Genomic DNA, 23,869 nt, shown 5'->3' with positions numbered 1-23,869 from the left:
AAGACATCTAATCAATCGCAATTTTGAATAAATATTTTCTGACTGTTTCTTCCTGACCTGAATAACCATTTGGTTGGTGAGGTTCCCCAGGGAAGAAGACTGCAAAATTATGATAACCCAAATGAAGTGGATAGAATTTCTCACAATGAACAAAGCCAATATCACTTGCTTCATCAAATGGAATAGCTTCATCTAGGATACGGGAACCGTAGCTAGAGAATTCATGCCCTTCAACTAATAAATGAAGGTCGGCATAACGGCGATGATGTTCAAAGCGATCATTTTCATCTTTGTTAAGGGTGTTTTCTTGAACAACGAGAAAGACCTTGTCACCGTCGATATCATATCTCCCTAGCTCAAAAGAATCTTTCCGGTGTTCATAGAGAAAATCAATCGCTTGATCCAGATTAGGATGAATCCCTTTGTACAATTTTATGTTTGTTAAATCATCAAATATCATCTATTTCTCCTTTTACACTAGATTTATGTTGCAGAAAGTTAAGCAAATATGACTCCCTTCTTGAAATCTTCATCGTTATCCTTCACTGAAACATTCTCATTAAATGAATTCGACTAGTCTCTATTGGGTCTCCTCCTTCAATCTTCTGTTTTGTTTTCTCAATTTAAAGCTGCGACAAAGCGCTCGGTGATCTCTTTTGGTCGGGTAATAGCGCCACCTACGACGATACCGCGCACCCCGAGATCATGGATTTTCTTGGCCTGATCAGGAGAGTGGATCTTGCCTTCTGCGATGACATCCACTTCTGCTTGGCAGAGGCTATGGATCAGTTCAAAATCTGGTCCATCGACCTTTGGACTGTAGTCTGTATAGCCAGATAAGGTCGTTCCGACAAAGTCTACCCCCGCTTCAACAGCCGTCAATCCTTCTTCCAAGGTCGAGATATCGGCCATCAAAAGCTGATCGGGATATTTTTCTTTGACCTGATGGATAAAGTCACTGATCGAAAGGCCATCATGACGGGGACGTTGGGTACAATCCAGAGCAATGACCGCGATATCCAAAGCTGCTAATTCATCGACTTCTTTCATGGTAGCCGTGATAAAGGGTTCTTCCGGTGGGTAGTCACGCTTGATAATCCCAATGATCGGTAACTTGGTCACTTCCTTGATTTCCTTGATATCCCGGACACTATTGGCTCGGATCCCGACAGCTCCACCCTGCTCAGCCGCTTTAACCAAGAGAGGAATGACTCCTCCAGTTTCTGTATAGAGCGGTTCGTGAGGGAGAGCCTGACAAGAAACAATGATGCCATCTTTGATTTGCTGGATCAATTCATCTTTTGTAATCTTTGACATAACTCCTTCTCCTTTGATACTAAGGCAACTCGAGTACTTGTAAATTGATTATAGCTCTTTTTTAAAGCGCTTACAATATTATTCTTGCAATTGGTTTATAGTTTCGCATTTTGGGAAAAATAAAAAGATCTCTGAAACTAGTTTCAGAGATCGACATGGTGAGGATTCACTAGGCCATCTTTTGAGTCGCTTTTTCCTTTACGACAAATACAAAGCCGATAGAGCCAACGACAGCTCCAAGCAAGATCCAATAGGCCATATCTGATGACGCAATTGGGCCTGCCAAGAGACCTGCTAATAAAAAGAGATCGATATAGAGTCTGATATCCCGATAGAAGGTCCAATTGAAATGGTAGCTACCTTCCGTGTACTTCCGTGTCGATACAGGCGGTTGAAAGACCTGCAACAGAATCAAAATCCCAACAAAAGCAAGATAAGCGAGGCTAACTACCGAAAGCGGAGCCCGCATCGTCAAAGCTACAGCCGCTAAAAGCAAGACCAAGATCCAGAAATGAAAGTCCAACCAGAATTCACGATGGTAACGAAAGCCCTTCATAAGATCACACCTTTCTATCCATATAATCGTTTTCTACACTTATATTATAAGACAAAGAAATTTTTTTGCAAGGAGAAATCGGTTAGCTGGAACTGAAAATAGGACCAGAATATCTCTGGCCCTACTAAAAAAACTATGAACAAAGAGTAATGAGCACATCATTCACTGATGTCATTTTCGATAATAACCTTGAGTGCATTGTTTTCACCCGCATGTTTAAAGACATCATAGGCCTTTTCGACTTCTGAGAGTTTGAAGTGGTGGGTAATGAGCTTGGTTGCATCGATCTTACCAGATTTTAGGACATTGAGCAACATTTCAGTGGTGTTGGCATTGACGAGACCGGTGTTGAGGGTAATGTTCTTGATCCACAATTCGTCCAAATTGAAGCTAACTGGTTTTCCGTGAACACCGACATTGGCGATGTGACCGCCGACAGAGATGACGTTTTGGCAGACATCAAAGGTAGCAGGATAGCCCACACATTCCATGGAGATATCGACACCACGACCTTCGGTCACTTCATTGATAAAGGCCTTGATTTCAGCGATATCGCTGGAGCAGATGGTGTGAGTTGCTCCAAATTTCTTAGCCGCTTCAAGACGAGATTCAGACAAGTCCACCATGATAATCGTAGCTGGTGAGAAGAACTGCACAGTCAAGAGAGCTGCAAGACCGATCGGACCAGCTCCAACGATACAGACATTGTCCCCAGGTTTTACATGAGATGGGAGGACCCCGATTTCATAAGAGGTTGGGAGAATATCTGAGAGCATGACCAAGGCTTCGTCATCCACAGTTTCAGGCGCATGATAAAGACTACCATCCGCATGTGGAATGTGGACATACTCTGCTTGGGTTCCGTTGATCAAGTGACCCAAAATCCAACCACCATCTTCACAGTGAGAAGGCAAATTACGTTTACAGTAGTAGCAGGTATTACAAGCTGTGACACAAGAGATGATGACCTTGTCGCCTACCTTGAAGTTATTCACTGCATCGCCGACTTCTTCGACGATCCCGATTCCTTCGTGGCCTAAAATCGTGCCTTCTTTACAAGCTGGCACATCTCCTCCTAGGATGTGAAGGTCTGTCCCACAGATGGTTGTCTTCAAGACACGCACAATGGCATCCGTTGGATTTTTGATCATTGGTTTTGGTTGATCCAGCAGTTGCAGATTGCCTGCAGATACATAAGTTGCAGCTTTCATAAGCGACTCCTTTTCTTTGTTGGTTTGATAAAACCATTTTATTTTCGTTTCTTTGTGAATATTATAACATATTAAGTAAACGCTTACAAGATTTTATGAGCACATTTTTAAAAGTTTTTTGAGCAAACAAAAACATTCCTCTTATCTCTACCAGAGGAATGTTTCAATCACCTTGTTCTAATTGTTGGCGCTGCTTATAGTACTCTTGCTGCTCGCGCTCACGCTCTTCTTCTAAACGCTCTTCATAGCGCTTGAGTTCTGCCTCAAACTCTTCTTGCAAGGCAAATAAACGCTCCAAACCACTTTGAGCCTCCGCACTTGGGGATTGAAAATGCAGGGCACTCAGCCAGTCTACTAAATTTTCTGTATGTTGGCGGACATCCATACGCATATCCGCATAATCCCACTCCAACTCGCTAAGTTTCTGGTTGAAGCGGTAATGTCGATCTTCTAGTTGTTCTAATTCACTATTTCCTGAATGGTACATCACATACCTCCTTTAATCGGACTCAATAAAATCGGCTTTTTCACTGATTTCAGTGCTGCTTCTGCCGCGTCCGCTGCTCCTCCTGTAAATCCATCTTTCAAATCATTAACTAGAGTTGTTGTGGCAAAAGAGCGCATTTTTTCGGATTGACCGCTCAAAGTCACCTGCAAACTCATCCCTTCCAACATCATCAAGGCTTTTTGCGTTGCAATCAAACTCCGAATTGCAATCCGCTCTTGCTCCTTTTTAATCTCTCGATGGAGCTCCTCAATGCGTTCTCTATCCTCTCCCAGGATCTCTAACATCTTTTTCTCCTACTTATGAAAATCAAAGGCCACTGCTTGTCCCTTGTCCAAGTCCACCAATTGGGCTGATGCAGCCTCCAGTTGCCCTGCCAAATCTGACAGACGTGTCGAGTAGGCCTTTGCTTGAGCCAGGTTTTCCGCCTCGACCGCTTGGTCCCAGCAAGTATCCATGGAGAACTCTCCTAATAGTTGCTCCACTTCTGCATCTGTTAAAAACTGAGCCATGCTGTGGGCCATTTGTGACACCTCCGCAACCTTATGGGAAACCGTCTCCTTGGCCACTTCTAGCTGATCTTTGAGCTCGGCCTCAAAAACCGTCGCTTGCGCTGAAGCATTTTGTGCTACTGCCAGTACCAATTCCTCTCGTAATTGAATGGTCTGGGTACCAGATGCCCCTGCCAATTGCTGATGGAGGCTCGGAATACTTGGCCTTTCCTGTCCATACATGGAGACCACCGAGGCAGATGATGGCTGATTTTCTGAAGCGGACGTTGCCCGATCTCGTTGGGGCATTTCAATAATTTTCTGCGCCTGATCTTGCACTTCACCTTCTAACTCCATTTGAGATGGCCTCCTTTCTTGGATTTGTTTTTTCGTTTCCTATAACTGAAAAAGGATCATAACCCTTCAGCTACAGGCAGATTCACACACTATAGGGTAACATAAATTAGCCCGGAATGCTATAAAAATAACACAATTTCTGAAAAAAAGTCTAATTTTTATGAAAAAATGGTTCGGAGGTCTGAAAAGCAAAAAAAGACAGGCAATTCCTCAGCTCCCTTTTTTCGATTGAAACCTGAAAAGGCCATCAAAAATCCCCCGCTCTTTTGAGCGAGGGATAGCTGATAAACATCAGTTCTTCCTTGGCGTCTTATTTACGACGTCCTGGGCGTTCCTTGTAACCATAGTAAGCATCTTCGATGATTTCTTGCATATGGTCTACCATTGGAAGACGTGGGTTAGCTGGTGAACATTGATCTTCGTAAGCAAGGAAGGCCAATTCACGAGAATGTTTCTTCCATTCTTTTTCATCGATTCCTTGTGCTTTGAAGTTCATTTCGATTCCTACGCGCTCACCGAGTTCGTAAACAGCTTTCGCGTAAGCTTCAACTGCTTCTTCTGGTGTAGAGCATGGAAGGCCAAGCATACGAGCGATGTCTTGATACTTCTCATCTGCACGGTAGTAGTTGTACTTAGGCCATGTTGCTGTCTTAGCTGGGCGTGTACCGTTGTAGCGGATCACGTATGGAAGCAAGATCGCATTGGTCCGTCCGTGAATGGTGTGGAATTGCGCACCAATCTTGTGAGCCATTGAGTGAGAAATACCTAGGAAGGCATTGGCGAAGGCCATACCAGCAATAGTTGAAGCGTTATGCATTTTCTCACGTGAGTGGAAGTCTGCATTCTTCACTGAGCTTTCCAAGTTTTCAAAGACAAGTTTGATGGCTTGAAGAGCAAGACCATCAGTGTAGTCGCTAGCCATTTGCGATACGTAAGCTTCAGTCGCGTGAGTCAATACGTCCATACCAGTATCAGCAGCAACAAATCCAGGAACTGTCAATACCAAGGCAGGGTCTACGATTGCCACAGTTGGTGTCAATGAGTAGTCAGCGATTGGGTATTTACGGTTGTTTGCTTTATCAGAGATAACGGCAAATGGAGTTACTTCAGATCCTGTACCAGATGTAGTTGGGATTGCAATAAATTTAGTCTTCTTACCAAGCAATGGGAACTTGAAGGCACGTTTACGGATATCCATGAATTTTTGTACAAGGTCACGGAAGTCCACTTCTGGTTGTTCATAGAAGAGCCACATTACTTTAGCCGCATCCATTGGAGATCCACCACCGAGAGCGACGATAGTATCTGGTTTGAAGGCACGCATGATCTCTGTACCACGTTCAACAGTTGTGATATCTGGATCTGGTTCAACGTCTGCAAAGATTTGGTAAACTACCTTATTGCGACGAAGGTCAAGCTGTTCGATGATACGATCAAGGAAACCAAGCTCTACCATAGCGTGGTCTGTAACGATCATGACACGTTCAACGTCACGACATTTTTGTAGGTATTCAATTGAATCACGTTCAAAGTATGTTTTTGAAGGAAGTTTCATCCATTGCATGTTATTTCTCCGGCGTCCGACTTTTTTGATATTCAAGAGGTTGATGGCACTAACGTTGTCCCCAACAGAGTTGCGTCCGTAAGAACCACATCCAAGTGTCAATGATGGCAAGAAGGCATTGTAAACATCCCCGATACCACCGAAAGTCGAAGGAGAGTTGCAGATCACACGAATGGCTTTAACTGCTTTACCAAATTCTTTGGTCAATTCTTCGTCAGCTGTATGGATAGCAGCTGAGTGACCAAGACCGTTGAATTCAACCATTTGGCGTGCTTTGTTAATTCCGTCTTCACGGCTTTCAGATTTCAAGACAGCGATAACTGGTGACAATTTTTCACGAGTCAACGGCTCTTTTTCACCAACTTCTTTACATTCTGCCGCAAGGATATTGGTTCCTTCTGGAACTGAGAAGCCAGCTTGTTCAGCGATCCATGCTGCTGGTTTCCCAACGATGTCCGCATTCAATTTCGCACCCGCGCAGTTCTTGCTGTTGGCTTTTACGCCGAAGCAGAACTCTTCAAGAAGGGCTTTTTCTTTTTTGTTAACAAAGTAAGTGTGGTAAGATTTGAATTCTTCAACAAACTCATCGTAGATTTCTTTATCGATGATGACCGCTTGTTCAGACGCACAGACCATCCCGTTGTCAAATGACTTAGACATGACGATATCGTGGGCTGCTTGGCGGATGTTGGCTGATTTTTCAACATAAGCAGGTACGTTTCCGGCACCAACCCCAAGAGCTGGTTTTCCACAAGAATAAGCTGCTTTCACCATGGCGTTCCCACCGGTCGCAAGGATCGTAGCAACTCCCTCGTGGTTCATCAGGGCACTGGTTGCTTCCATAGAAGGTTGGGTAATCCATTGCACACAGTTCTCAGGTGCTCCAGCTGCAATTGCTGCATCGCGTACGATTTGTGCTGCATGAGCTGATGATTCTTGAGCAGATGGGTGGAAGGCAAAGACGATAGGGTTCCGTGTCTTCAAGGAAATCAAAGCTTTAAAGATTGCTGTTGAAGTAGGGTTGGTTGTAGGAGTGATCCCGCAGACAACTCCGACTGGCTCTGCAATCAGCGTTAAACCAGTGACGTCATCTTCTGAAATGACACCAACTGTTTTCGTATGACGCATGTTATTTACTACGTGTTCACAAGCGAACAAGTTCTTCGTCGCCTTGTCTTCAAAGACTCCACGACCAGTTTCTTCATAAGCATGAAGAGCAAGCTCACCGTGTGCGTCAAGAGCAGCTACAGATGCTTTCGCTACAATGTAGTCCACTTGCTCCTGGTTCAATTTGTGCATTTCTTCAAGCGCCACCAGCGCTTTTTGCACCAACTCGTCTACGTGTTTTTCAGCAGCGAGTTTCTTTTCTTCAGGTGAGAGAGTTTTTTTATCAGCCATTTGATGCTTTCCTCCAATGTTTGAAACCCTTATCCTTTTCTAGAACTTTTTCCTGTTTTCAGAAACTTTCAAGAATAGTGTAAGAAATTTCGATTTGTTAATTTTTTCACAATATAATTGTACTCTATTTTGAGATTTTTGTAAACACTTCCAAGCAACTTTCACAAAGATTTTTTTGAAGTTTGTGAAAACTTTGTCAATCCTATTGCTGTGAAAGCAATTCTTTAGCAAAATTGTGAAAAAATAATTAAAAAATTTTTTTCTTCACAAAGTGATATTTTCAATTGATTTATGTAGGCGTTTTCTTGATCTTACTAAAAAAAGCAGCTTTTTACAAGTAAAAAGTTGCTTTTTGTTTTATTTTGTTAGGATTTGTTTTGTTTCAGTTTCAGAGAAGCATTTTTACTTCTTGACCGGACCCTTTTCGGCCTTATCAAGAGCTTCTTTGACTGTTTGAGCATAGAGTTCCCCACCATTGGTTTCCATATTGAAGTGAACAGAGTCTGTGCCCACCCAAATGTTTGGATTTTCAATTGCTACTTGGTACCAGTCCGCAATCGTGATAAAGTCGTATTTCTTGGCCAGTTCCAATTCATAAAGACGGGTTTGAACCGATTCACTGGACGGATCGTTGGCATAGCGACCATCATATGGTGTCACAAGGATCAAGCGACGGCCTTTTGGAAGTTTCTCAACATACTGATCCAGCAATTCTTTGTAGTTGCTTACAGTATTGGTTCCTAGGGCAATGACCACATTTTTTAGGAGAACTTTATTGGAGATATCGGTCTCAAAGACCTTCATTCCATTTTCCAACTGACGGCTCACCACTGCATCGATCTGGATGCCAGGGATGGCTTTAGTCAGGTAGTCCTGTGCTCGCAAGTTAACCGAATCACCGATCATGGTCACACCATTTGAGACGTTATAGTCTGTTGCAGTCGCATTGTCCACCTGCGTCCGTGTGACCTGCATTTTGCTGTCTGCTTGATTGAGCCCACTCACTACCAAACTCTCATCAAAAGCTCCAACGGTTGGTGCAAAGGCGGAGATTCCAATCATCAAGAGAGCCAGAGGAATCATGAAGTAAAAGATCGGCTTGGTCAAAAAACTGAGATCCATCTTCATACCAAAGACCCGAGGTTCCTTGCCTGCAATGGTTGGCTCCAAAATATAGAAGGACAGAGCTGTTAGAATCAAGGAAACGATCGTCGTCACAAGGGCTGCCATCATATTCCCTAAATGTTGAGAGAAGATGATAAAGAAAGGCCAGTGGAAAAGGTAAACGCCATAACTGGTATCTGCCAAGAAATTGAGGATGGCTGGTTCCTTTTTATCCGGCGTCTTCTCATGGAGAATGCGGGCCGACAGAATCATGGCACAAGCTGCGATTGTCGCTGCTAAAAAGCCAAATAGATAGGTCCACAAGCTATCAAATGGCAAGAAAAGACTGAGCACAAACAAGAAGGCAAAGCTTCCACCCAAGACCGATAAGGTCTTTTTCATGCTCCAAGACTGCACCAGCTTTGTAAAGTTCGGGCTGACATTGGCAATCCCTGTCACCGTTGCTAGGCATGATCCCGCAAAGAAGGGGAAGATGTGAGTGAAGCTAGAAAAATAGATAGTAGAGAAATTAGCTGTCAGAAAGGCGCGGATGAACATGGACAAGAAGGTGAAGAGAAAGAGCCCGCTGGATGCTAGGAAGAGCATGCCTCGGTATTTTCCAACCGTCTTAGCCCGCTTAGCCAAGAACCATGCCAAAAGTGCCCAGAGCACATAGTAATGCACTTCTAGAGCCAAACTCCAGGTATGAAGGAAGAGATGCGGAATGAAGTTACTTTCGTAACTACCACCCGTTGCCATCTCAAAGAAATTGGTCACAAAACCAAAGACCGCCGCAATTTGAGTCCCAATACCAGCCACGTAGTCCCGTTGGACCATAAAGGTAAAGGGCATCACGACCAAGACCATAAAGACAAGGGGTGGTACGATCCGGTAAAAGCGCCGTTTCAAGAATGCCAAGTAGTCGATTCCTTGCTTGCGCGCAAATTCATCGATCAAGAGCGCTGTAATCAAAAATCCTGAGAAGGTGAAGAAAATATCTACCCCAATGAAGCCTCCAGGAAAGGCTTTTTGGAAGAAATGGTAAAGCAATACCAATAAGAGTCCTGTAACACGGACTAGTGAAAACCATTTAATGCGCATTTTGATAAATCCCCTGCTTGAATGTTCCTTTGTATACGACGTTGGCTTCTGTGGTTAAGGTGCCTTTACCCTCCGGCTGGCCGTTAACAAACTGCCCTTCATAGGTCCAACCATCCTTGGACTTAAACTTACCATAGCCGCTAAAAGAGCCGTTGACGAGGTTACCTGTATAGGTATCCCCATTTTTAAAGGTGACGGTTCCCTTGCCATTCATCTTGCCACGGACCAAACTTCCGTCGTAACGGATCGCCCCCTTATCCAAGGTCAAGACGCCCTGACCTGGAATGGCTGAAAGGAAAACCATCAAAGCAGATAGAATAATCACGACTAATGCTGCTATTTCTAAATTTTTTCGCGTCAGATAGACCTTATAAGTCTCATAAAATTCTTTCATATTCTGTATTCTCTCACATATCAAACTCTTAAGAAGTTGCTAACTGATCTAACCAAGCCTTACAGCCGCTCAGGACTCTGGAATAGGTCTCCTCAAAATCACCGGTATACCACGGATCTGGCACACTTTCAGCAGCAAAAAGATGAATCTTGTGTTCTGTCCCTGCAGGAGCCATTCGCTTCAGATCTGCTACATTGTTTTCGTCCATCCCTAGGATCAAATCAAAGTTGTAAAAATCCTCTTCCTTGATCTGTAAGGAAGTCTTGGCTGGATCATAAGGGACTTGGTATTGTTGAAAGATTTTCTGGGTTCCCTGATGGATGGGATTGCCATGTTCCCAGCTCGAGGTAGCCCGACTTTCAATCTCATACTGATCCGTCAAGTCCTTCATGACAAACTCCGCCATGGGGCTCCGACAAATATTTCCTAAGCAGACAAAGACGATTTTTTTCATGATTCCACCTAACTCCTTGTTCGGACTGCCCAACCTAGCTGAGCTCTTGGCTTTCCACTATGGAAAACCAGCATACTATTACTATTATAACAAAAATGTGACAGAAAGATGACAAAGGGGCTCCATCATTTTAAAGAAAAATCAGATTCCTTTTTCAAATCTGATCTGTTTCTCTATTTTGGAAAACGAACCTCTAATGGAGGCCATTTACTCTGCCAATCCTTCTTTTTCATCCGCTCTGTATAAACCGCCAAACGCTCTGGGCTGGCTAAAAAATGTGGAGTCGGCTGAACGATGAAGTCTTAGATATCCTTTGTCCCATAAGGGAGAAAGAGCTCTAGCTGACCATCTTTCCTTAGGCGAACTGCAAGTGCCGTACACTGTTCGGGGTATTTGGAAACCGCATCACAGGCACTATGATATGGAGCTGTCCCCGGGCTATGCTGGTGCATATAGACTTGATTTTTCACTTCCCAAGCGTACTGGGGATAGGTCTTCTTTAATTCTTGCTCGATCTGCAGAGTCTCCTCATAACTGATCGTAGGGTCATAAAAGACCAGATCCAGATCTGTCGTCGCATCAAACCCTGGTCTGCCAGAAAGCTGGTTCCAGACGAAATTGCGCACCGCACCTGCTGCCAACCAGGCATCTGCCAAGTTGAGATCTCGAATAATGGCCAAGACAGTCATCATCTCCGGATCCGCTTGGATTTGTTCCACTATTGCTTCTTCCGTCAGCATCTTCTTCTAGTCTCCATTATAGGGATAACCCAGGTGTTCATAGGCCTTGCGGGTTGCCACGCGCCCTGTCCGGGTCCGCATGATAAAGCCTTTTTGAATCAGGTAAGGCTCATACATGTCTTCTACGGTCTCCCGTTCTTCAGCAATATTGACCGATAGAGTCCCAAGCCCGACCGGGCCACCGCCGTACATTTCAATCATGGTACGCAGGATCTTTTGATCGACATAGTCCAGTCCTTCATGGTCCACATCTAGCATAGAGAGAGCCTTGTCGGTAATGGTATCGTCAATCAAGCCGTCGCCCATAATCTGGGCAAAATCGCGCACCCGTTTGAGCAACCGGTTAGCAATCCGAGGGGTCCCACGACTACGAAGAGAAAGCTCTTCGGCAGCTTCGTGGGTAATTTCCATCTCAAAGATTTCGGCGGTCCGCTCGACAATCTCTGTCAAATCATCTTGCTCATAGTATTCCATGTGCCCCGTAATTCCAAAGCGAGCACGCAAGGGATTGGACAGCATACCAGCTCGCGTTGTCGCCCCAATCAAAGTGAAAGGAGGAAGGTCCAGATGGACACTCCGGCTGCTCTCCCCAGCGCCAATCATAATGTCGATGTAAAAATCTTCCATGGCGCTGTAAAGCACTTCTTCGACTGACATAGGAAGACGGTGGATCTCATCGATAAAGAGGACATCCCCCGGTTCTAGATCATTGAGGATAGCTACCAAGTCACCGGCCTTTTCAATGACAGGACCAGAAGTCTGCTTGAGATTGACGCCCAGTTCATTAGCGATGACAAAGGCCATGGTGGTTTTCCCAAGCCCCGGAGGGCCAAAAAGAAGGACATGATCCAGCGCCTCATCCCGAAGCTTAGCCGCCTCAATAAAGATTTTCAGCTGGTCCTTGACCTTATCTTGACCGATATATTCATGTAAATATTGCGGGCGCAACGTCCGTTCAACGGCCTCTTCATCGCCCATGATTTCATTGTCTAAAATTCTACTCATACAGTCTATTATAGCAAAAAATGATACCTTCGGTACCATAAATAGAATGTGTTTTTTAAAGATCCTGGTTCTCACTAGCGTTCGTTAGAATAAGTTGAATGGTTGCCCTCATCGCCAACCTTTCTTTTTATTATACAGTCCCTTCTTCTTCTATCGCTCACCATTTCACTTTATAATTATTTCCTTTAATGATAAAATTAAAGCAACAACGTTTAGGAGGTAAATTTATGTTTACTAAAACAAAGAAGATCCTTTTCGGTTTCTTGGCATTCTTTGCAGTGCTCCTTATTGCAGGATGTCAGTCTTCTCCATCGCAGTCTTCTAAAACAAATAAGTCTTCTCAAACAAATAAATCTCCTCAAACAATAAAAGCACCACAAGATCTTACAAAGGATCAACAAGGAACTTGGAAATGGACTGACCAACAAATGACCATTCAGAAAGTATTCCTAGCTTCTAATATCAAAAAACTAGCCGCCGTACTAATGCTTGATGACTTCGATAAGGTTAAGATGACAATGACCATTAAAGATAAAACCGTTGAATTGAAGTACCATTTTGATTACAGAGAACTGTATGAGGATCAAGCATTTGCAACAGGAGAGAACAAAGCGAATTATGAATCGTATTTAAAAAATAAAACTGCTGAATTTAAGAATTATATTCCAAATTTGAAACATACAAAGATTACTCTTGACGAACCTAATTATGCCTATGATTATTCTCTAACTGGAGAAATCGATACGCAGAAACATACTATTACGTTCCCTGAAACACCTACATTTTTAAGTAGAATTGTTATGGGAACCACGTATAACTCACTTGTACCAATTACTTATACTTACACCGTTGAAGGTAACCAACTAACACTTTATGCTGAAGGTCAAGATGAACAAAGTCATTTTAGAGTAATACGTCTTCGTTTCAATTACGTAGGAGACAATCATTAGAAGGAGTGATCAATCATGAACAATATGAAAAAAAGTTCCCTATGGATGTTTTCCCTTCTTGCTCTTCTATTTGTATCAGGATGTGGGCAACAACAGAAACAACAGCAACAGAAACAACAAACAACCGCTGAGACTACAACAGTTGCAGAAACTACCACAGTAGCACCTACCCCAGTCTCACTCGAAGGAGACTGGAAAGCTGTAGATTTTAGAGATACAGTGGAACGTACTTTCTTAATTTATTATGATGATGCTAATAGTCGATTAAAGGTTACTGAAGCCTTCCAAGATATCGTTCCGACTCTAAAAATTACAGGAACAGATGTAACTTATTCTTATAGTGCAGATATGAATAAGTATATTGATTTTTATGCTGAACAGAATAAAGATAAATATCCTACAAAAGAAGAAGCTACTGCCATCCTTCTAGGCGTAAGAGAAAAGAAATTTGAAAGCTTTAAACATCAAACTGGAACGTTTGATAACAATACAAAAGTGTTAACTGCAACGTTAAATGATGGGGTTTTAAACGAGAAAGCAAAAACGATCGTATTCCCTGAAGTTCCAAACATCTTTGGAGTTCTACCTCTTTATATTAATTCTACAGACGTACCAATTACTTATCACTACGAATTGAATGGTGACATCCTTACAATTTACGCTGAAAAAACATTCGAAGAAACAGGAGCACATCTCGTTTATCCGATGAAATTCAAGAAAGTTTCAGATCCTAAAACTAATTAAATAACTCACTGAGAGTGAGACAGAAATCGGTAATTCGTTAGAATTCGATTTCGTCGTCCCACCTCCGCACAGTTGAGTAGGGCTGTAAAAGCTGATGAAATCAGCGTAGTAGAGCCCACTCAACCACTGCGTCTTGCTCGACAATCCAAAAATAATTGAGAGGCTAGGACTTTTGTCCCAGCCTCTTTTCTGTGCAAAAAAATAATTTAGGAAGCCTTGAGAATCTCATCTATTGGGGACTCTGCTACATACAATTTTCCCGTTTCTTATGTTGAATAATCGGTCAAGTTACAAAACAAAATTGTGATTCGTTTGAAAGCCCTTGCAAAACAATTGTGTTGCACGTATAATATAAGCGTAATACAATCATCTATTTTAAGGAGGTCTAGCGATGATTAGACGTTATAAAAAATTATTTTTAGCATTCGTTGCTCTGTTCTCAGTCTTCCTACTAGCTTCTTGTTCTCAAAAACAAAGTGGCTCTAAAAATGCTGCTAAAACAGAAACAGCAAAAGTCGAAACGATTGATGGCGAATGGGAATTAGTCAATGCTGTCGATGCGTTATCGGACTCCATCGGAGCTTATCCCCTTAACGCACTCAACTTTGCACGCTTGCTTGACTCTGTCAAAGACTTCAAAATGGACTTGAAGATTGAAAACAATACGGCAACGATTAAATACGATTATAATATTGATAACTTTAGTAAAGCTTTCTATAAGTTTTCACAATCCGCTAAAGGAAAGACTGAAGAAGAGTTCAAAAAAGCCCTATATGACTCTCACGAAAAATTTGCAGGTGACTTTAAGAAATACAAAGTCAGCATGAATAAAGATACAGGCGTATTTAGCTATGAAGCGACAGGTTCTATTGATCAAGATGCGAAAACCATGACTTTTGAAGAAGGAATTTCAGTAACAAACTCATTCTTCTTCCCACTCAGTGAAAACAACTTGTCGCCAAACACCTATCATTACGAACTAAAAGATGACATGCTTTATATTACGATTGAAGGGAAATCGAAAAGAGATAACCTTCCCGTTCACTATGAACTACACTTCAAACGTAAAGGAAGCACTACTCAAAAAGACCCTGTTCCAATTGAAGGAAAGTGGCAAGCTATCGACTTCAGACCAACTCTTGAACGTAGCTTAGCCTATAAAGATTTCGACTATGATGATTCGGCTTTCAAGCATCTCTATCCTGAGGCATGGAAAGATTTGAAACCAACGTTGAACATTACGGGTACATCTGTTGAATTCGACTATACTGTATCTCTAGCAGATGGTTTTGGAAGATTCTACGATTACTTAAAACAACTAGATGCATCTAAATTGACGGAAACAAAAGATGAATTTATTAAAAATCAATTTACTAAATTATCATCAACTCTACAAGCTGGCGCTAAAGACTCCCAAAATATAACTTATGAATTTGATAAAGATAATTACAAAATTCATTCTGTATTGAAAAATGGTAAATTAGATACAACAAACCAAACGATTGTCTTCCCAGAAGCGATCAATATTGTGGATCTTGTAATCATGTCCATTGGTCCTGCCAATGAGGAAACGACGTATAAATACTCTATTGATGGAGATATTTTAACGTTAACGATTGAGCAAAGCGATGCAAAGAATAATGTAAATACCATTATTTCAGCAAAATTCAAAAAAGTATCTGATAAAACGAGCAATTAGTCTCCCACCTCCGCACAGTTGAGTAGGGCTGTAAAAGCCGATGAAATCAGCCTAGTAGAGTCCACTCAACCACTGCGTCTTGCTCGACAATCCAAAGACAATTGAGAGGCTAGGACTTTTGTCCCAGCCTCTTTTTGTGTGTGCAAAAAATTAATTTAAGAGCTTACGCTCTATTAAAATACTTCAGTACCTTTGGTTCGGTTAGGAAGGAACGTAGTTCTCACTAGCGGTCGAACTGCGTCAACGTACCTAAACTCACTAACGTTTGTAAAAAATAAGGAACGTAGTTTTCGCTTCGCTCAAACTGCGTCAATATCTCTAAATTCGGTTGAACTCTCTGAATTCACCTCATTAAGAGATATAGAAAAAGCCACCGGTTTTGGTGGCTCTTATAGGGAGATTATTATGAAAAAGTTTTAGGAGTTTTATCATTCAAAGTTAGGAGGTCTTTGATGATGGTATTAGTATACGATAGGAAGCTTAAAATTTCCTTATAGTTTTTCTAAAAAATTTTTTTCGTGGAAAAGAGGAGGTCCCAAGCAAGAATTTCACATCCTTGTTTGGCCTCTCCCCTTTCCTCTTTATTTCTTAGCGATAGCATGGTAGCTAGTCTTGCTAGTGAAGACTTGACCTGCTCTCAAGATGACTTTTTCATCTTGGTCGCTATGAATGGCATCTGGCACTGTTTGAAATTCGAGGGCCAAGCCATTGTGTTGAACCATTGGTTGGCCTTGCAGACGAACGGTTTCATCTACGAAATTAGCTGAATACACCACCAAGGCTGGAGCTTCTGACTTGAAGGTCAAAAAGCGTCCAGATGGCTGATGGTAAAGAAAGCCGGCATTTTCATGCCCTTCTGGAAGAGCAAATGGATGATCTAATCCTTCTACCAGGCGAATTTGTGGATCAGCATCCTTAAAGAGATCCTCTAACAGCATAGCTTGGTAAAGATGCTGAACGATCGGACTTTCTCTATCCAAGGTCTGAAGAGGGACGCCATCTGGGTGGATAGGGTAAAGCCCCTGATGATTGATCTGAAAGACATGGTCATTTATCGGCTGAGTGAAGTTACCTGATAGGTTGAAATAGCTGTGGTTGGTCGGGTTGACCAAGGTGTCTTGATCCGTTTCTGCCCGATAAGCAATCTCGAATTCACCATCTTCCGTTAAACCATAGGTCACCCAGATCTTGAGATTTCCAGGGAAACCGCCGGTCCCATCCGCCCGCTCTGTGTAGAGAGTGATTTCTTGGTCCGTTACCGACTCCACGCTAAACAAAGCGCTGTCCCAACCCGTCGGTCCACTGTGGTTGCAGTTGGCACCGTTATTGGCTTCCAAGTGGTAGGTCTCTCCATTGAGTTCAAAATTGGCCCCTGCAATCCGACCTGCTACTGGACCAATACTAGCCCCATATTTAGGGCTGTTGCCTACATAGTCCTCAAAGCGATCAAAGCCTAGGATAATATTAGCAAACCGGTCTTCTTTATCAGGTGTCACATATTCTAAAATCGTCGCACCATAAGTCATGACAGACAATTGGTAGCCCTTGTCATTTTCGAAGCGATAAGCACGAACTTCCTGATTCTTCCATTCCCCAAACACGCTTTCTTGATACTGTTTCACAAATCTTCTCCTCTCACTGTTTTTCTCCATTATATCAGTTTCACAAGATGAAACACTCCACTTTTTATAGAAAATTAATGGCTATTCTTTATCAAATGGATGAATGATCACCCCTTGTACAACCCGATTGACGGTACCAGTCGGTGAAGGTGTGTCTGGGCGATTTTGAACCTTGAGCGAAGTCAAGAGAGAAATCAACTGACCGTAGATAATGTATGGGAAGGCACGGTAGATATCTAGAGAGTCTGCTGATGCTTCCACCAACACTTCTCGTACATGCTCAATGCCTGCAGCTTGATCGGACAAGAGAACGACCTGACGGGCAATCTGATCCCCAGCCACTTCTCCAACCAAATCCAAATCGTATTGGCGCGTATAAGGATCAATGGAGCCAAAGACCAAGACCAGAGTCTGCTCATTGATGAGGGATTTTGGACCGTGACGGAAGCCGACAGGACTCTCGTACATGGTCGCGATTTTACCTGCAGTCAATTCCAAAATCTTGAGCTGGGCTTCATGAGCTAGCCCAAAGAAAGGTCCCGCTCCTAGATAGATCACGCGCTCAAAGTCTAGATCGACCACTTCCTTGACCTCACGATCCTTCTCCAAGATCTGCTCTGACAGATAAATCAATTCTTCCACCCGTTTTTCTTTGATTTTTTCCTCACTTGGATCAAAGACCAAGAGAGCTGTCAGGAGCATAGAGGTAAAGCTCGAAGTCATGGCAAAGCCAGCATCGTTGGTTTCTTTAGGTTGGAGAAGCAAGAGATTGCGCTCATCTCCGTAGGCCTGCTGGGCCAGCTTCCCTTCTTCCGCACAAGTAATGGTGATCTGATAGAGTTCATCGACCAAGTCTTGAGCTAACTCAACTGTCGCAACACTTTCAGGCGAGTTGCCACTTCGTGCAAAGGATACTAAAACCGTCGGAACCTCTTTTTTCAAATAGGTTTGAGGATGAGCTACGATATCCGTCGTCGCAATGGATTGGAAATTCCAGTGGCGTTCATCATGCACTTCCTGCAAGTAAGGAACCAAGGTATCCCCCACATAGGCTGAGGTCCCTGCCCCTGTCAAGATGACCTTGATATAGTCATGCTCTTGTCCAATCTTTTCTAAGAAAGCTTTTATTTCCGCTTTTCTTTCTTGGTACAAGCGAGCCGTTTCTTTCCAAACCCTTGGTTGTTGGTAAATCTCACGTGTTGTGATCTCTGCTCCTAGCTCCTGCAAGTCTTCTTTTGTATAGTCTAACATAGAAACTGTTGTTCCTTTCTACAATCTAACATTGATAAATGGGAAAGGAGCCTGAGATGATACTCCCAGACTCCCTACCAACCTACTCATCTTCATCATCATCAAGGTTTGACAAGAGGTCATTGACCTTGACAATACTTTCTTTTGCACGTTCAGGGTAGTCCCCTTCATTACCAGTCAGGCTACTATTGATGAATTCGATGACCATCGGAAGATTCATCCCTGCGTATAAGTCAATCGCACGTCCTTCAAGGATCAAGCGACTCACAGTGTTGCAAGGAGTTCCTCCCAAGAGATCGGCAAATACAATATAGTCTTCTAGACCTTGGACTGTTGCTTCAAATTTAGCGGTAAAGTCTTCTGGCCCTTCTTCTGGTAAGAGTGCAACCGTATGGATGGATTCTTGTGGCCCCATAATCATCTCTGTGCTCGCTTTGAGCTCTTCACAAAAGCGACCATGGCTGACCAATACTAACTCTTTTGCCATACCTTACTCCATTATGCCATTCCAAAGAAGAAGTGGCCAAATGCTGAGAATGCGATTGCTGCAAGGATGATGAGCAAGATAGCTTTTGTAGAGTTCATACCCTTACGTCCAAGCAACCAGTAGATTACACCTGTGATGATAGCTGGTACCAAACATGGGAAGATAAGGTTGAGCATATCTTGAATTTCAATCGCTTTGTCCCCAATGTGTGGAGTCCAAGAAACTTCAACACCAATCATGCTGGCAATCAAGGCACCAACCATGAAGATACCCAGAACGGCAGCTGCGTCGATCAAAGCTGTCAAGGTACTTTGCATATTGTTGATGAGGTTAACCCCTTCTTTATAGGCAAATTCCAACTGTTTCCAACGGAAAATGTCATAAGCAACTGCCACAGCGATCCACAAGAAGATACCGGCTGGGTTTCCTGCAATAGCCAAAGTTGCTGCGATTGAACCCATAATAGCTGGTACCAATGATCCAAAGATTGAGTCCCCAAGAGGAGCGAATGGTCCCATGAGACCTGTCTTGATCCCGTTCACCGCATCTTTTGATTTGACACCATCTTTTTCTTCCAGAGCAAGGTCAAAACCAGTGATAATGGTGTGGAAGAATGGTGAAGTATTGAAGAATTGCGTATGCAATTTCATCATTTCTTTCAATTCTGGAGTGCCATCACCATACATTTTACGCAACTGAGGTAAAAGCATATAAAGGTAACCAGAAGCCTGCATCCGTTCGTAGTTCCAACCCAATTGGAAGGTGAAGAGGCTACGTTTGTTGATTTGTTTAAAATCTTCTTTTGTTAGTTTGTAATTAGAATTCGTCATCTTCAATTTCCCCGCTTTCTACATTGCTTGCTGGAGCAGCTACGACTGTACGTTGACTGTTTTTGAAGTGTTGTACTGCAAGGAAGATACCGATAATGGCAATACCAATCATAGATACACTCTTGAAGTTGTTAACAAAAGTAATAGCTTGTTCTTTTGGAAGTTTAGCGAACACATCAGAACCAACAATGCTAGACACTGCAGCACCAAGGCTTTGAACATTGCTATAAAGCACTGTCAACATTGCTGTTAAGCCAAAGCCAAGTGCTAAGTAGTGAAGGTTACGACGAACAGGAAGGTAACGAAGCAAGATCGCAAATCCAAGACCTGGAAGCATTTGACCTGCGAGTTTCAGACCGTTTGCCAACCATTGTACATTAGCAAGACCTGTAACAACAGTTTCTACGAAAGAACCACCAAAGGCAAGAGCGAAGAAGACTGGAAGGGCACGAGAAAGAGCCCAAGGAACAGCACCAAGAAGGTAGTTGCGTTCAATTCCTTTATAGTCGTAACGTTCGATCGCAGCATCTACACGGTGAGCGAAGTAAGTTGTAGTCATACGACCAAGAATATCAAAGTAGGTCAACAAAGTTGCTACCGGCACAGCGATTGTAGCAATAGCAATCTCTGGATCAATCCCTTTTGCTACTGAGAAGGCAGTCGCAAGAACGGCACCAGATGTTGCGTCAATACGAGAAGCTCCACCGAAAGTACCTACACCGAGCACTGTCAATTGAAGAGAAGCTCCGATAAAGAGACCTGTCTTTAAATCCCCCATGACAAGTCCTGTAATGAAACCAGCAAAGACTGGTGATCCTGCTGATGAAACAATCGTCAACTCATCACAGATTTGATAAGCTGAGTACAAAGTAAGTAGTAAAATTTGCCACCATTGTATCATGACAATTTCCTCCTAAAAATTTTCTTTTACTTTAATAACTTCATAAAGTCTTCTGCAGTGTCGTTTGGCACCATCTGAGACGTAATCTTTACACCTTTTTCGTGGATCTTGTTGAAGTCTTCCACATCCGCGTCCACCACATTGATCGAGCGGGTAATCGCACGTGTCTCATCAGATTGAGACATATTGCCGACATTCAGCGTTTCAAGCTGAACGCCTGCTTCGATCAAACGAAGGAAACGATCAGGTTTGCGAGCTACGATAAAGAGTCGTTGGCTATCATATTTTCCAGCCAAGATATTTTCCGCAGCCTTTGCGACTGGCAAGATACTGAGCTTAACACCAGGTGGTGTCGCTAGTTTCAAGCCACTTTTTTCGATATCATTTTGAGCGACTTCATCATCGATCACCATGATACGTGAAACATTTAGTTTGGTAGTCCAAAGATTGGCTACCTGCCCGTGGATCAAACGTCCATCGATACGGCATCCTACAATAGTCATAAATTTTCCCCCTTTACTTCTTTGAATGTAGGTTGTTGAACAAGTTCAAGTGTCTCTTGGTAACGCCCTTCTGTCTCAAAGACGATCAGGCTATTGGCTCCTTCTTTGAGGAAACCATGAGGCACGTAAAGTGAAGTGGTCGGTCCGACCTCCCAGAAGCGGCCAAGGTTGTGGCCGTTGACAAAGACGACCCCTTTCCCAAATCCTGTCATATCCAGATAAGTGTCAAGGGTGTGATCCAGCTGAAAATCATATCGGTAAAAGGCTGGAGCACCTGCCTGCCATTCCTTTGAAAAATCGAGCTGACTGAGATCTTGTAAATCCAGTGGGTACTGCTTCCAATGAAGGTGGAAATGCAAATCCACACAGACACCTGTGCGAATGCCCTTGTGCTGGCTATCAGCTAAGAGCTTGTGCCCGTAGTTGACACGTCCCATATTCTCAAGCAAGATTTTTAAATTCGTAACCGCTTTCTTTTTTCCTTTGATAAAAAGATCTTCACCGATCTCTGTTTGGTATTGTGTTGCTACATGTTGATCATCCAGGTAAATCTGTACCCGATCCCGACCATCAATGATGCGCAATTTTTCTTCTTCCGCATCCAACTCAAGGTCTGTCTCATATAGGAGATAACCTGTGGTTTGCCCCAACCCTTCCATCTTTTCCGGATAGAGACTGGTTTTGACCTGAGCCAGATTGTCCAGATTCCCAAAAAGACTAGTCTTGGCTACCAATTGCAAGGTTTGCTCTGGCAAACACTCTTTGATGAGCGGTTCCTGCTGTGGGTATTCCGGATAATAGGTCGCCATCATTTTTTGAATAGCATAATACTTCTCTGTCGGATTGCCCTGCTCATTGAGCAAAGCCCCATAGTCATAGGATGTCACCTGTGGCAAATCGAGCGTTCCCCGAGCTGAGCAACCATTCATGAAGCCGAAATTGGTTCCGCCATGAAACATATAGAGATTGATGGAGCCGAGCTCCAAGACCTCATGGACAGCTTCTGCCAACTCCTCTGGGTCCCTTTGAATCACGGGTTCCTTCCAGCGGGTAAACCAGCCATCCCAGAATTCCATACACATCAAGGGCCATTTCTTGCCGTATTCGTCAAAGAATTCTTTCATCTGACCAAAGTTATAGGCTGCTTTGGAACCGAAGTTTCCTGTCACGAAGAGGTCTTCTTCGATCAAGGTTCCTGCTCTTAGCGTTGCTCGCCATGGACCATCTGATGTAAAGAGAGGACAGGTCACGCCTTTTCCCTTCATCAAATCCCGAATGGCACGAAGATAATCCTTATCTTCTCCATAAGAGCCGTACTCATTTTCCACCTGCATCATAAGGATTGGACCACCCCGATCCACTTGGTAGGGTGTCAACAACCCAAGCAAGCGATCATAATAACGATCCACCGCTTCGATAAAGGCTGGGTCTGATGAGCGGATTCGCAGGTCTTCTTCTAAGAGCCAAGCTGGCAATCCACCAAATTCCCACTCTGCACAGATAAAGGGCGACGGCCTTACAATCATGTAAAGTCCTAGGGACTGGGCTGTTTGAATGAAACGCTCTAGATCCAATCGGCCACTAAAGTCAAACTGCCCTTTGCGGGGTTCATGCGCATTCCAAGGAACATAGGTCTCAACCGTGTTGAACCCCAATGCCTTTAGATTATACAAGGAATGATACCAGTCTGCTGGGTCAATTCGGAAATAATGGATCGCTCCGGATAAAATCTTGAAGGGTTGATCTTTTAAATAGAAAGCATCGCGAATCTCAAAAACTCCCATAAACGCCCCCCTTTCTTATATGTAACCCTTTTCATTTATTAATATAATAAATTATTTAAAAAATGTCAACACTTTTATAAAAAATATGTTAAAATAGGGTTAAATAAGAGAAATCTAAAGAGAGGTAGCACTATGGCAATTCCAAAGTACCAACACATCAAAGATGAATTGAAGCAGCAAATTATCTCCGGAAAATTTGAAAATGGAGATAAATTTTATACTGAAGCTGAACTCATTAAAATTTATGATGTCAGCTCTATCACCGTTGTCCGTGCTTTGAACGACCTCGCTGCTGATGGTTACATTGTCCGCCAGCAAGGAAAAGGAACCTTTGTTTCTCGTGCTCGAAAACACAAACTGGTTGAATTTTCAGATGTTGAAACCTTCCCAATCCAAAAGGCCAAAGTCAAAGTTCTCTCTATTAAACGTGGAAATACCTTAAGCATCCTAGACAAACTAGGCCTCAACCCAACGCAATTCTACTATAAGATCGAACGGACTCGCCAGACAGGGGATGATACCTATATCTTCCACCAAACCTATGTTCCTGAACAATACATCAATCCAAACTATCCAAATTTGGAATACTACAGCTCTATCTATGATCGCTTCAAAGAAGACTACCACATTCATATGAATGACGAGCACTTCGAAGAAGTCAACGAAATCGTCTTTCCTACACCAAGCAAGGTTGCTAAAGTATTGAAGATCGACGAAAATTTCCCAACGGTCAAACAAGTGAAGACGACCAAGCTAGAAGCGACTGGCCAAATCCTTGAATACACGGAAACCTATAAACGCGGTGACTACTACAAGATTAAATTTATCTCCTGTGACCGCGATCACTAAGAACCAAAAAGACTGAGACATCTCGGTCTTTTTTATAGCTCCAGTATAGCAT

The 23,869-nt window shown here is 43.0% G+C and carries 23 protein-coding genes and 1 pseudogene; 4 read left to right on the top strand and 20 right to left on the bottom strand.

Features of this window, described 5'->3' with window-relative positions:
• Positions 1-7 precede the first annotated feature (7 nt).
• From I2E70_RS07330 to ruvB, 13 genes and pseudogenes are all read right to left on the bottom strand, one after another.
• Positions 8-460 carry a YhcH/YjgK/YiaL family protein gene (locus I2E70_RS07330; protein ID WP_155169878.1) on the bottom strand — a complete coding sequence of 151 codons (453 nt, stop codon included), beginning with the start codon at positions 458-460 and terminating at the stop codon, positions 8-10.
• Between the two features lie 158 nt (positions 461-618).
• The gene (locus tag I2E70_RS07325) at positions 619-1,317 is read right to left on the bottom strand and encodes an N-acetylmannosamine-6-phosphate 2-epimerase (protein WP_155169881.1); all 699 of its coding nucleotides are present in this window, start codon (positions 1,315-1,317) and stop codon (positions 619-621) included.
• 169 nt (positions 1,318-1,486) lie between these two features.
• Complete coding sequence (locus tag I2E70_RS07320; protein ID WP_154859253.1) at positions 1,487-1,873, bottom strand: ABC transporter permease; 387 nt, start codon at positions 1,871-1,873, stop codon at positions 1,487-1,489.
• A 158-nt stretch (positions 1,874-2,031) separates the two neighbouring features.
• Positions 2,032-3,084: a zinc-dependent alcohol dehydrogenase family protein gene (locus tag I2E70_RS07315; RefSeq protein ID WP_155169884.1), complete on the bottom strand. Its 1,053-nt coding sequence runs from the start codon at positions 3,082-3,084 to the stop codon at positions 2,032-2,034.
• 163 nt (positions 3,085-3,247) lie between these two features.
• On the bottom strand, positions 3,248-3,571 hold the full coding sequence (locus I2E70_RS07310) for a hypothetical protein (RefSeq protein ID WP_195424250.1): 324 nt from the start codon (positions 3,569-3,571) through the stop codon (positions 3,248-3,250).
• Positions 3,571-3,876, bottom strand: coding sequence for a hypothetical protein (locus I2E70_RS07305; protein WP_023920072.1), 306 nt, complete (start codon positions 3,874-3,876; stop codon positions 3,571-3,573). Before I2E70_RS07305 ends, I2E70_RS07310 begins: the two co-directional genes overlap by 1 nt.
• 9 nt (positions 3,877-3,885) lie before the next feature.
• A complete protein-coding gene (locus tag I2E70_RS07300) occupies positions 3,886-4,437 on the bottom strand; it encodes a hypothetical protein (protein WP_049475235.1) in 552 nt (183 codons plus the stop codon).
• Positions 4,438-4,747: 310 nt separating this feature from the next.
• The gene (gene adhE, locus I2E70_RS07295; protein ID WP_195424247.1) at positions 4,748-7,399 is read right to left on the bottom strand and encodes a bifunctional acetaldehyde-CoA/alcohol dehydrogenase; all 2,652 of its coding nucleotides are present in this window, start codon (positions 7,397-7,399) and stop codon (positions 4,748-4,750) included.
• 402 nt (positions 7,400-7,801) lie between these two features.
• Complete coding sequence (locus tag I2E70_RS07290) at positions 7,802-9,604, bottom strand: acyltransferase family protein (RefSeq protein WP_195424244.1); 1,803 nt, start codon at positions 9,602-9,604, stop codon at positions 7,802-7,804.
• Entirely contained in the window at positions 9,594-9,998 is a 405-nt protein-coding gene (locus I2E70_RS07285; RefSeq protein WP_004219557.1) for a hypothetical protein, read from the bottom strand. Before I2E70_RS07285 ends, I2E70_RS07290 begins: the two co-directional genes overlap by 11 nt.
• Positions 9,999-10,026: 28 nt before the next feature.
• Positions 10,027-10,452 (bottom strand): low molecular weight protein-tyrosine-phosphatase, encoded by a 426-nt coding sequence (locus tag I2E70_RS07280; RefSeq protein WP_195424241.1) that lies wholly within the window; start codon positions 10,450-10,452, stop codon positions 10,027-10,029.
• Between the two features lie 173 nt (positions 10,453-10,625).
• Positions 10,626-11,192: pseudogene (locus tag I2E70_RS07275) on the bottom strand (nucleotidyltransferase family protein).
• Positions 11,193-11,198: 6 nt separating this feature from the next.
• Positions 11,199-12,197 (bottom strand): Holliday junction branch migration DNA helicase RuvB, encoded by a 999-nt coding sequence (gene ruvB / locus I2E70_RS07270; protein WP_021154208.1) that lies wholly within the window; start codon positions 12,195-12,197, stop codon positions 11,199-11,201.
• A gap of 227 nt (positions 12,198-12,424) precedes the next feature.
• On the opposite strand from ruvB, the gene I2E70_RS07265 reads away from it, so the two are divergent.
• The 3 genes from I2E70_RS07265 (at position 12,425) to I2E70_RS07255 (ending at position 15,590) form a co-directional block, all read left to right on the top strand.
• Positions 12,425-13,147, top strand: a complete 723-nt coding sequence (locus tag I2E70_RS07265) for a hypothetical protein (protein WP_229060285.1) — start codon at positions 12,425-12,427, stop codon at positions 13,145-13,147.
• Between the two features lie 15 nt (positions 13,148-13,162).
• Positions 13,163-13,891, top strand: a complete 729-nt coding sequence (locus I2E70_RS07260) for a hypothetical protein (RefSeq protein ID WP_049523790.1) — start codon at positions 13,163-13,165, stop codon at positions 13,889-13,891.
• A gap of 391 nt (positions 13,892-14,282) precedes the next feature.
• Entirely contained in the window at positions 14,283-15,590 is a 1,308-nt protein-coding gene (locus tag I2E70_RS07255) for a hypothetical protein (RefSeq protein WP_195424235.1), read from the top strand.
• Between the two features lie 581 nt (positions 15,591-16,171).
• On the opposite strand, the gene I2E70_RS07250 is transcribed toward I2E70_RS07255, so the two are convergent.
• From I2E70_RS07250 to I2E70_RS07220, 7 genes are all read right to left on the bottom strand, one after another.
• Positions 16,172-17,212 (bottom strand): aldose epimerase family protein, encoded by a 1,041-nt coding sequence (locus I2E70_RS07250; RefSeq protein ID WP_129299693.1) that lies wholly within the window; start codon positions 17,210-17,212, stop codon positions 16,172-16,174.
• Between the two features lie 81 nt (positions 17,213-17,293).
• Positions 17,294-18,463: an SIS domain-containing protein gene (locus I2E70_RS07245; protein WP_195424233.1), complete on the bottom strand. Its 1,170-nt coding sequence runs from the start codon at positions 18,461-18,463 to the stop codon at positions 17,294-17,296.
• Between the two features lie 82 nt (positions 18,464-18,545).
• Complete coding sequence (locus I2E70_RS07240; RefSeq protein WP_003002366.1) at positions 18,546-18,950, bottom strand: PTS sugar transporter subunit IIA; 405 nt, start codon at positions 18,948-18,950, stop codon at positions 18,546-18,548.
• Between the two features lie 11 nt (positions 18,951-18,961).
• Complete coding sequence (locus tag I2E70_RS07235; RefSeq protein ID WP_195424230.1) at positions 18,962-19,780, bottom strand: PTS system mannose/fructose/sorbose family transporter subunit IID; 819 nt, start codon at positions 19,778-19,780, stop codon at positions 18,962-18,964.
• The gene (locus I2E70_RS07230) at positions 19,767-20,681 is read right to left on the bottom strand and encodes a PTS mannose/fructose/sorbose/N-acetylgalactosamine transporter subunit IIC (RefSeq protein ID WP_049483971.1); all 915 of its coding nucleotides are present in this window, start codon (positions 20,679-20,681) and stop codon (positions 19,767-19,769) included. The genes I2E70_RS07235 and I2E70_RS07230 overlap by 14 nt, the downstream gene beginning before the upstream one ends.
• A 26-nt stretch (positions 20,682-20,707) precedes the next feature.
• The gene (locus I2E70_RS07225; RefSeq protein ID WP_003009322.1) at positions 20,708-21,184 is read right to left on the bottom strand and encodes a PTS system mannose/fructose/N-acetylgalactosamine-transporter subunit IIB; all 477 of its coding nucleotides are present in this window, start codon (positions 21,182-21,184) and stop codon (positions 20,708-20,710) included.
• Positions 21,181-22,968 carry a glycoside hydrolase family 35 protein gene (locus tag I2E70_RS07220; RefSeq protein WP_155200033.1) on the bottom strand — a complete coding sequence of 596 codons (1,788 nt, stop codon included), beginning with the start codon at positions 22,966-22,968 and terminating at the stop codon, positions 21,181-21,183. The genes I2E70_RS07225 and I2E70_RS07220 overlap by 4 nt, the downstream gene beginning before the upstream one ends.
• A gap of 132 nt (positions 22,969-23,100) precedes the next feature.
• On the opposite strand from I2E70_RS07220, the gene I2E70_RS07215 reads away from it, so the two are divergent.
• A complete protein-coding gene (locus tag I2E70_RS07215) occupies positions 23,101-23,817 on the top strand; it encodes a GntR family transcriptional regulator (RefSeq protein WP_049472675.1) in 717 nt (238 codons plus the stop codon).
• Positions 23,818-23,869 lie beyond the last annotated feature (52 nt).

This window comes from Streptococcus parasanguinis, from assembly GCF_015556095.1.
Taxonomy (GTDB): Bacteria; Bacillota; Bacilli; order Lactobacillales; family Streptococcaceae; genus Streptococcus; species Streptococcus parasanguinis_Q.
Note: the sequence above shows the minus strand (reverse complement) of the source record. Positions and strands in the feature narration are given on the sequence as shown.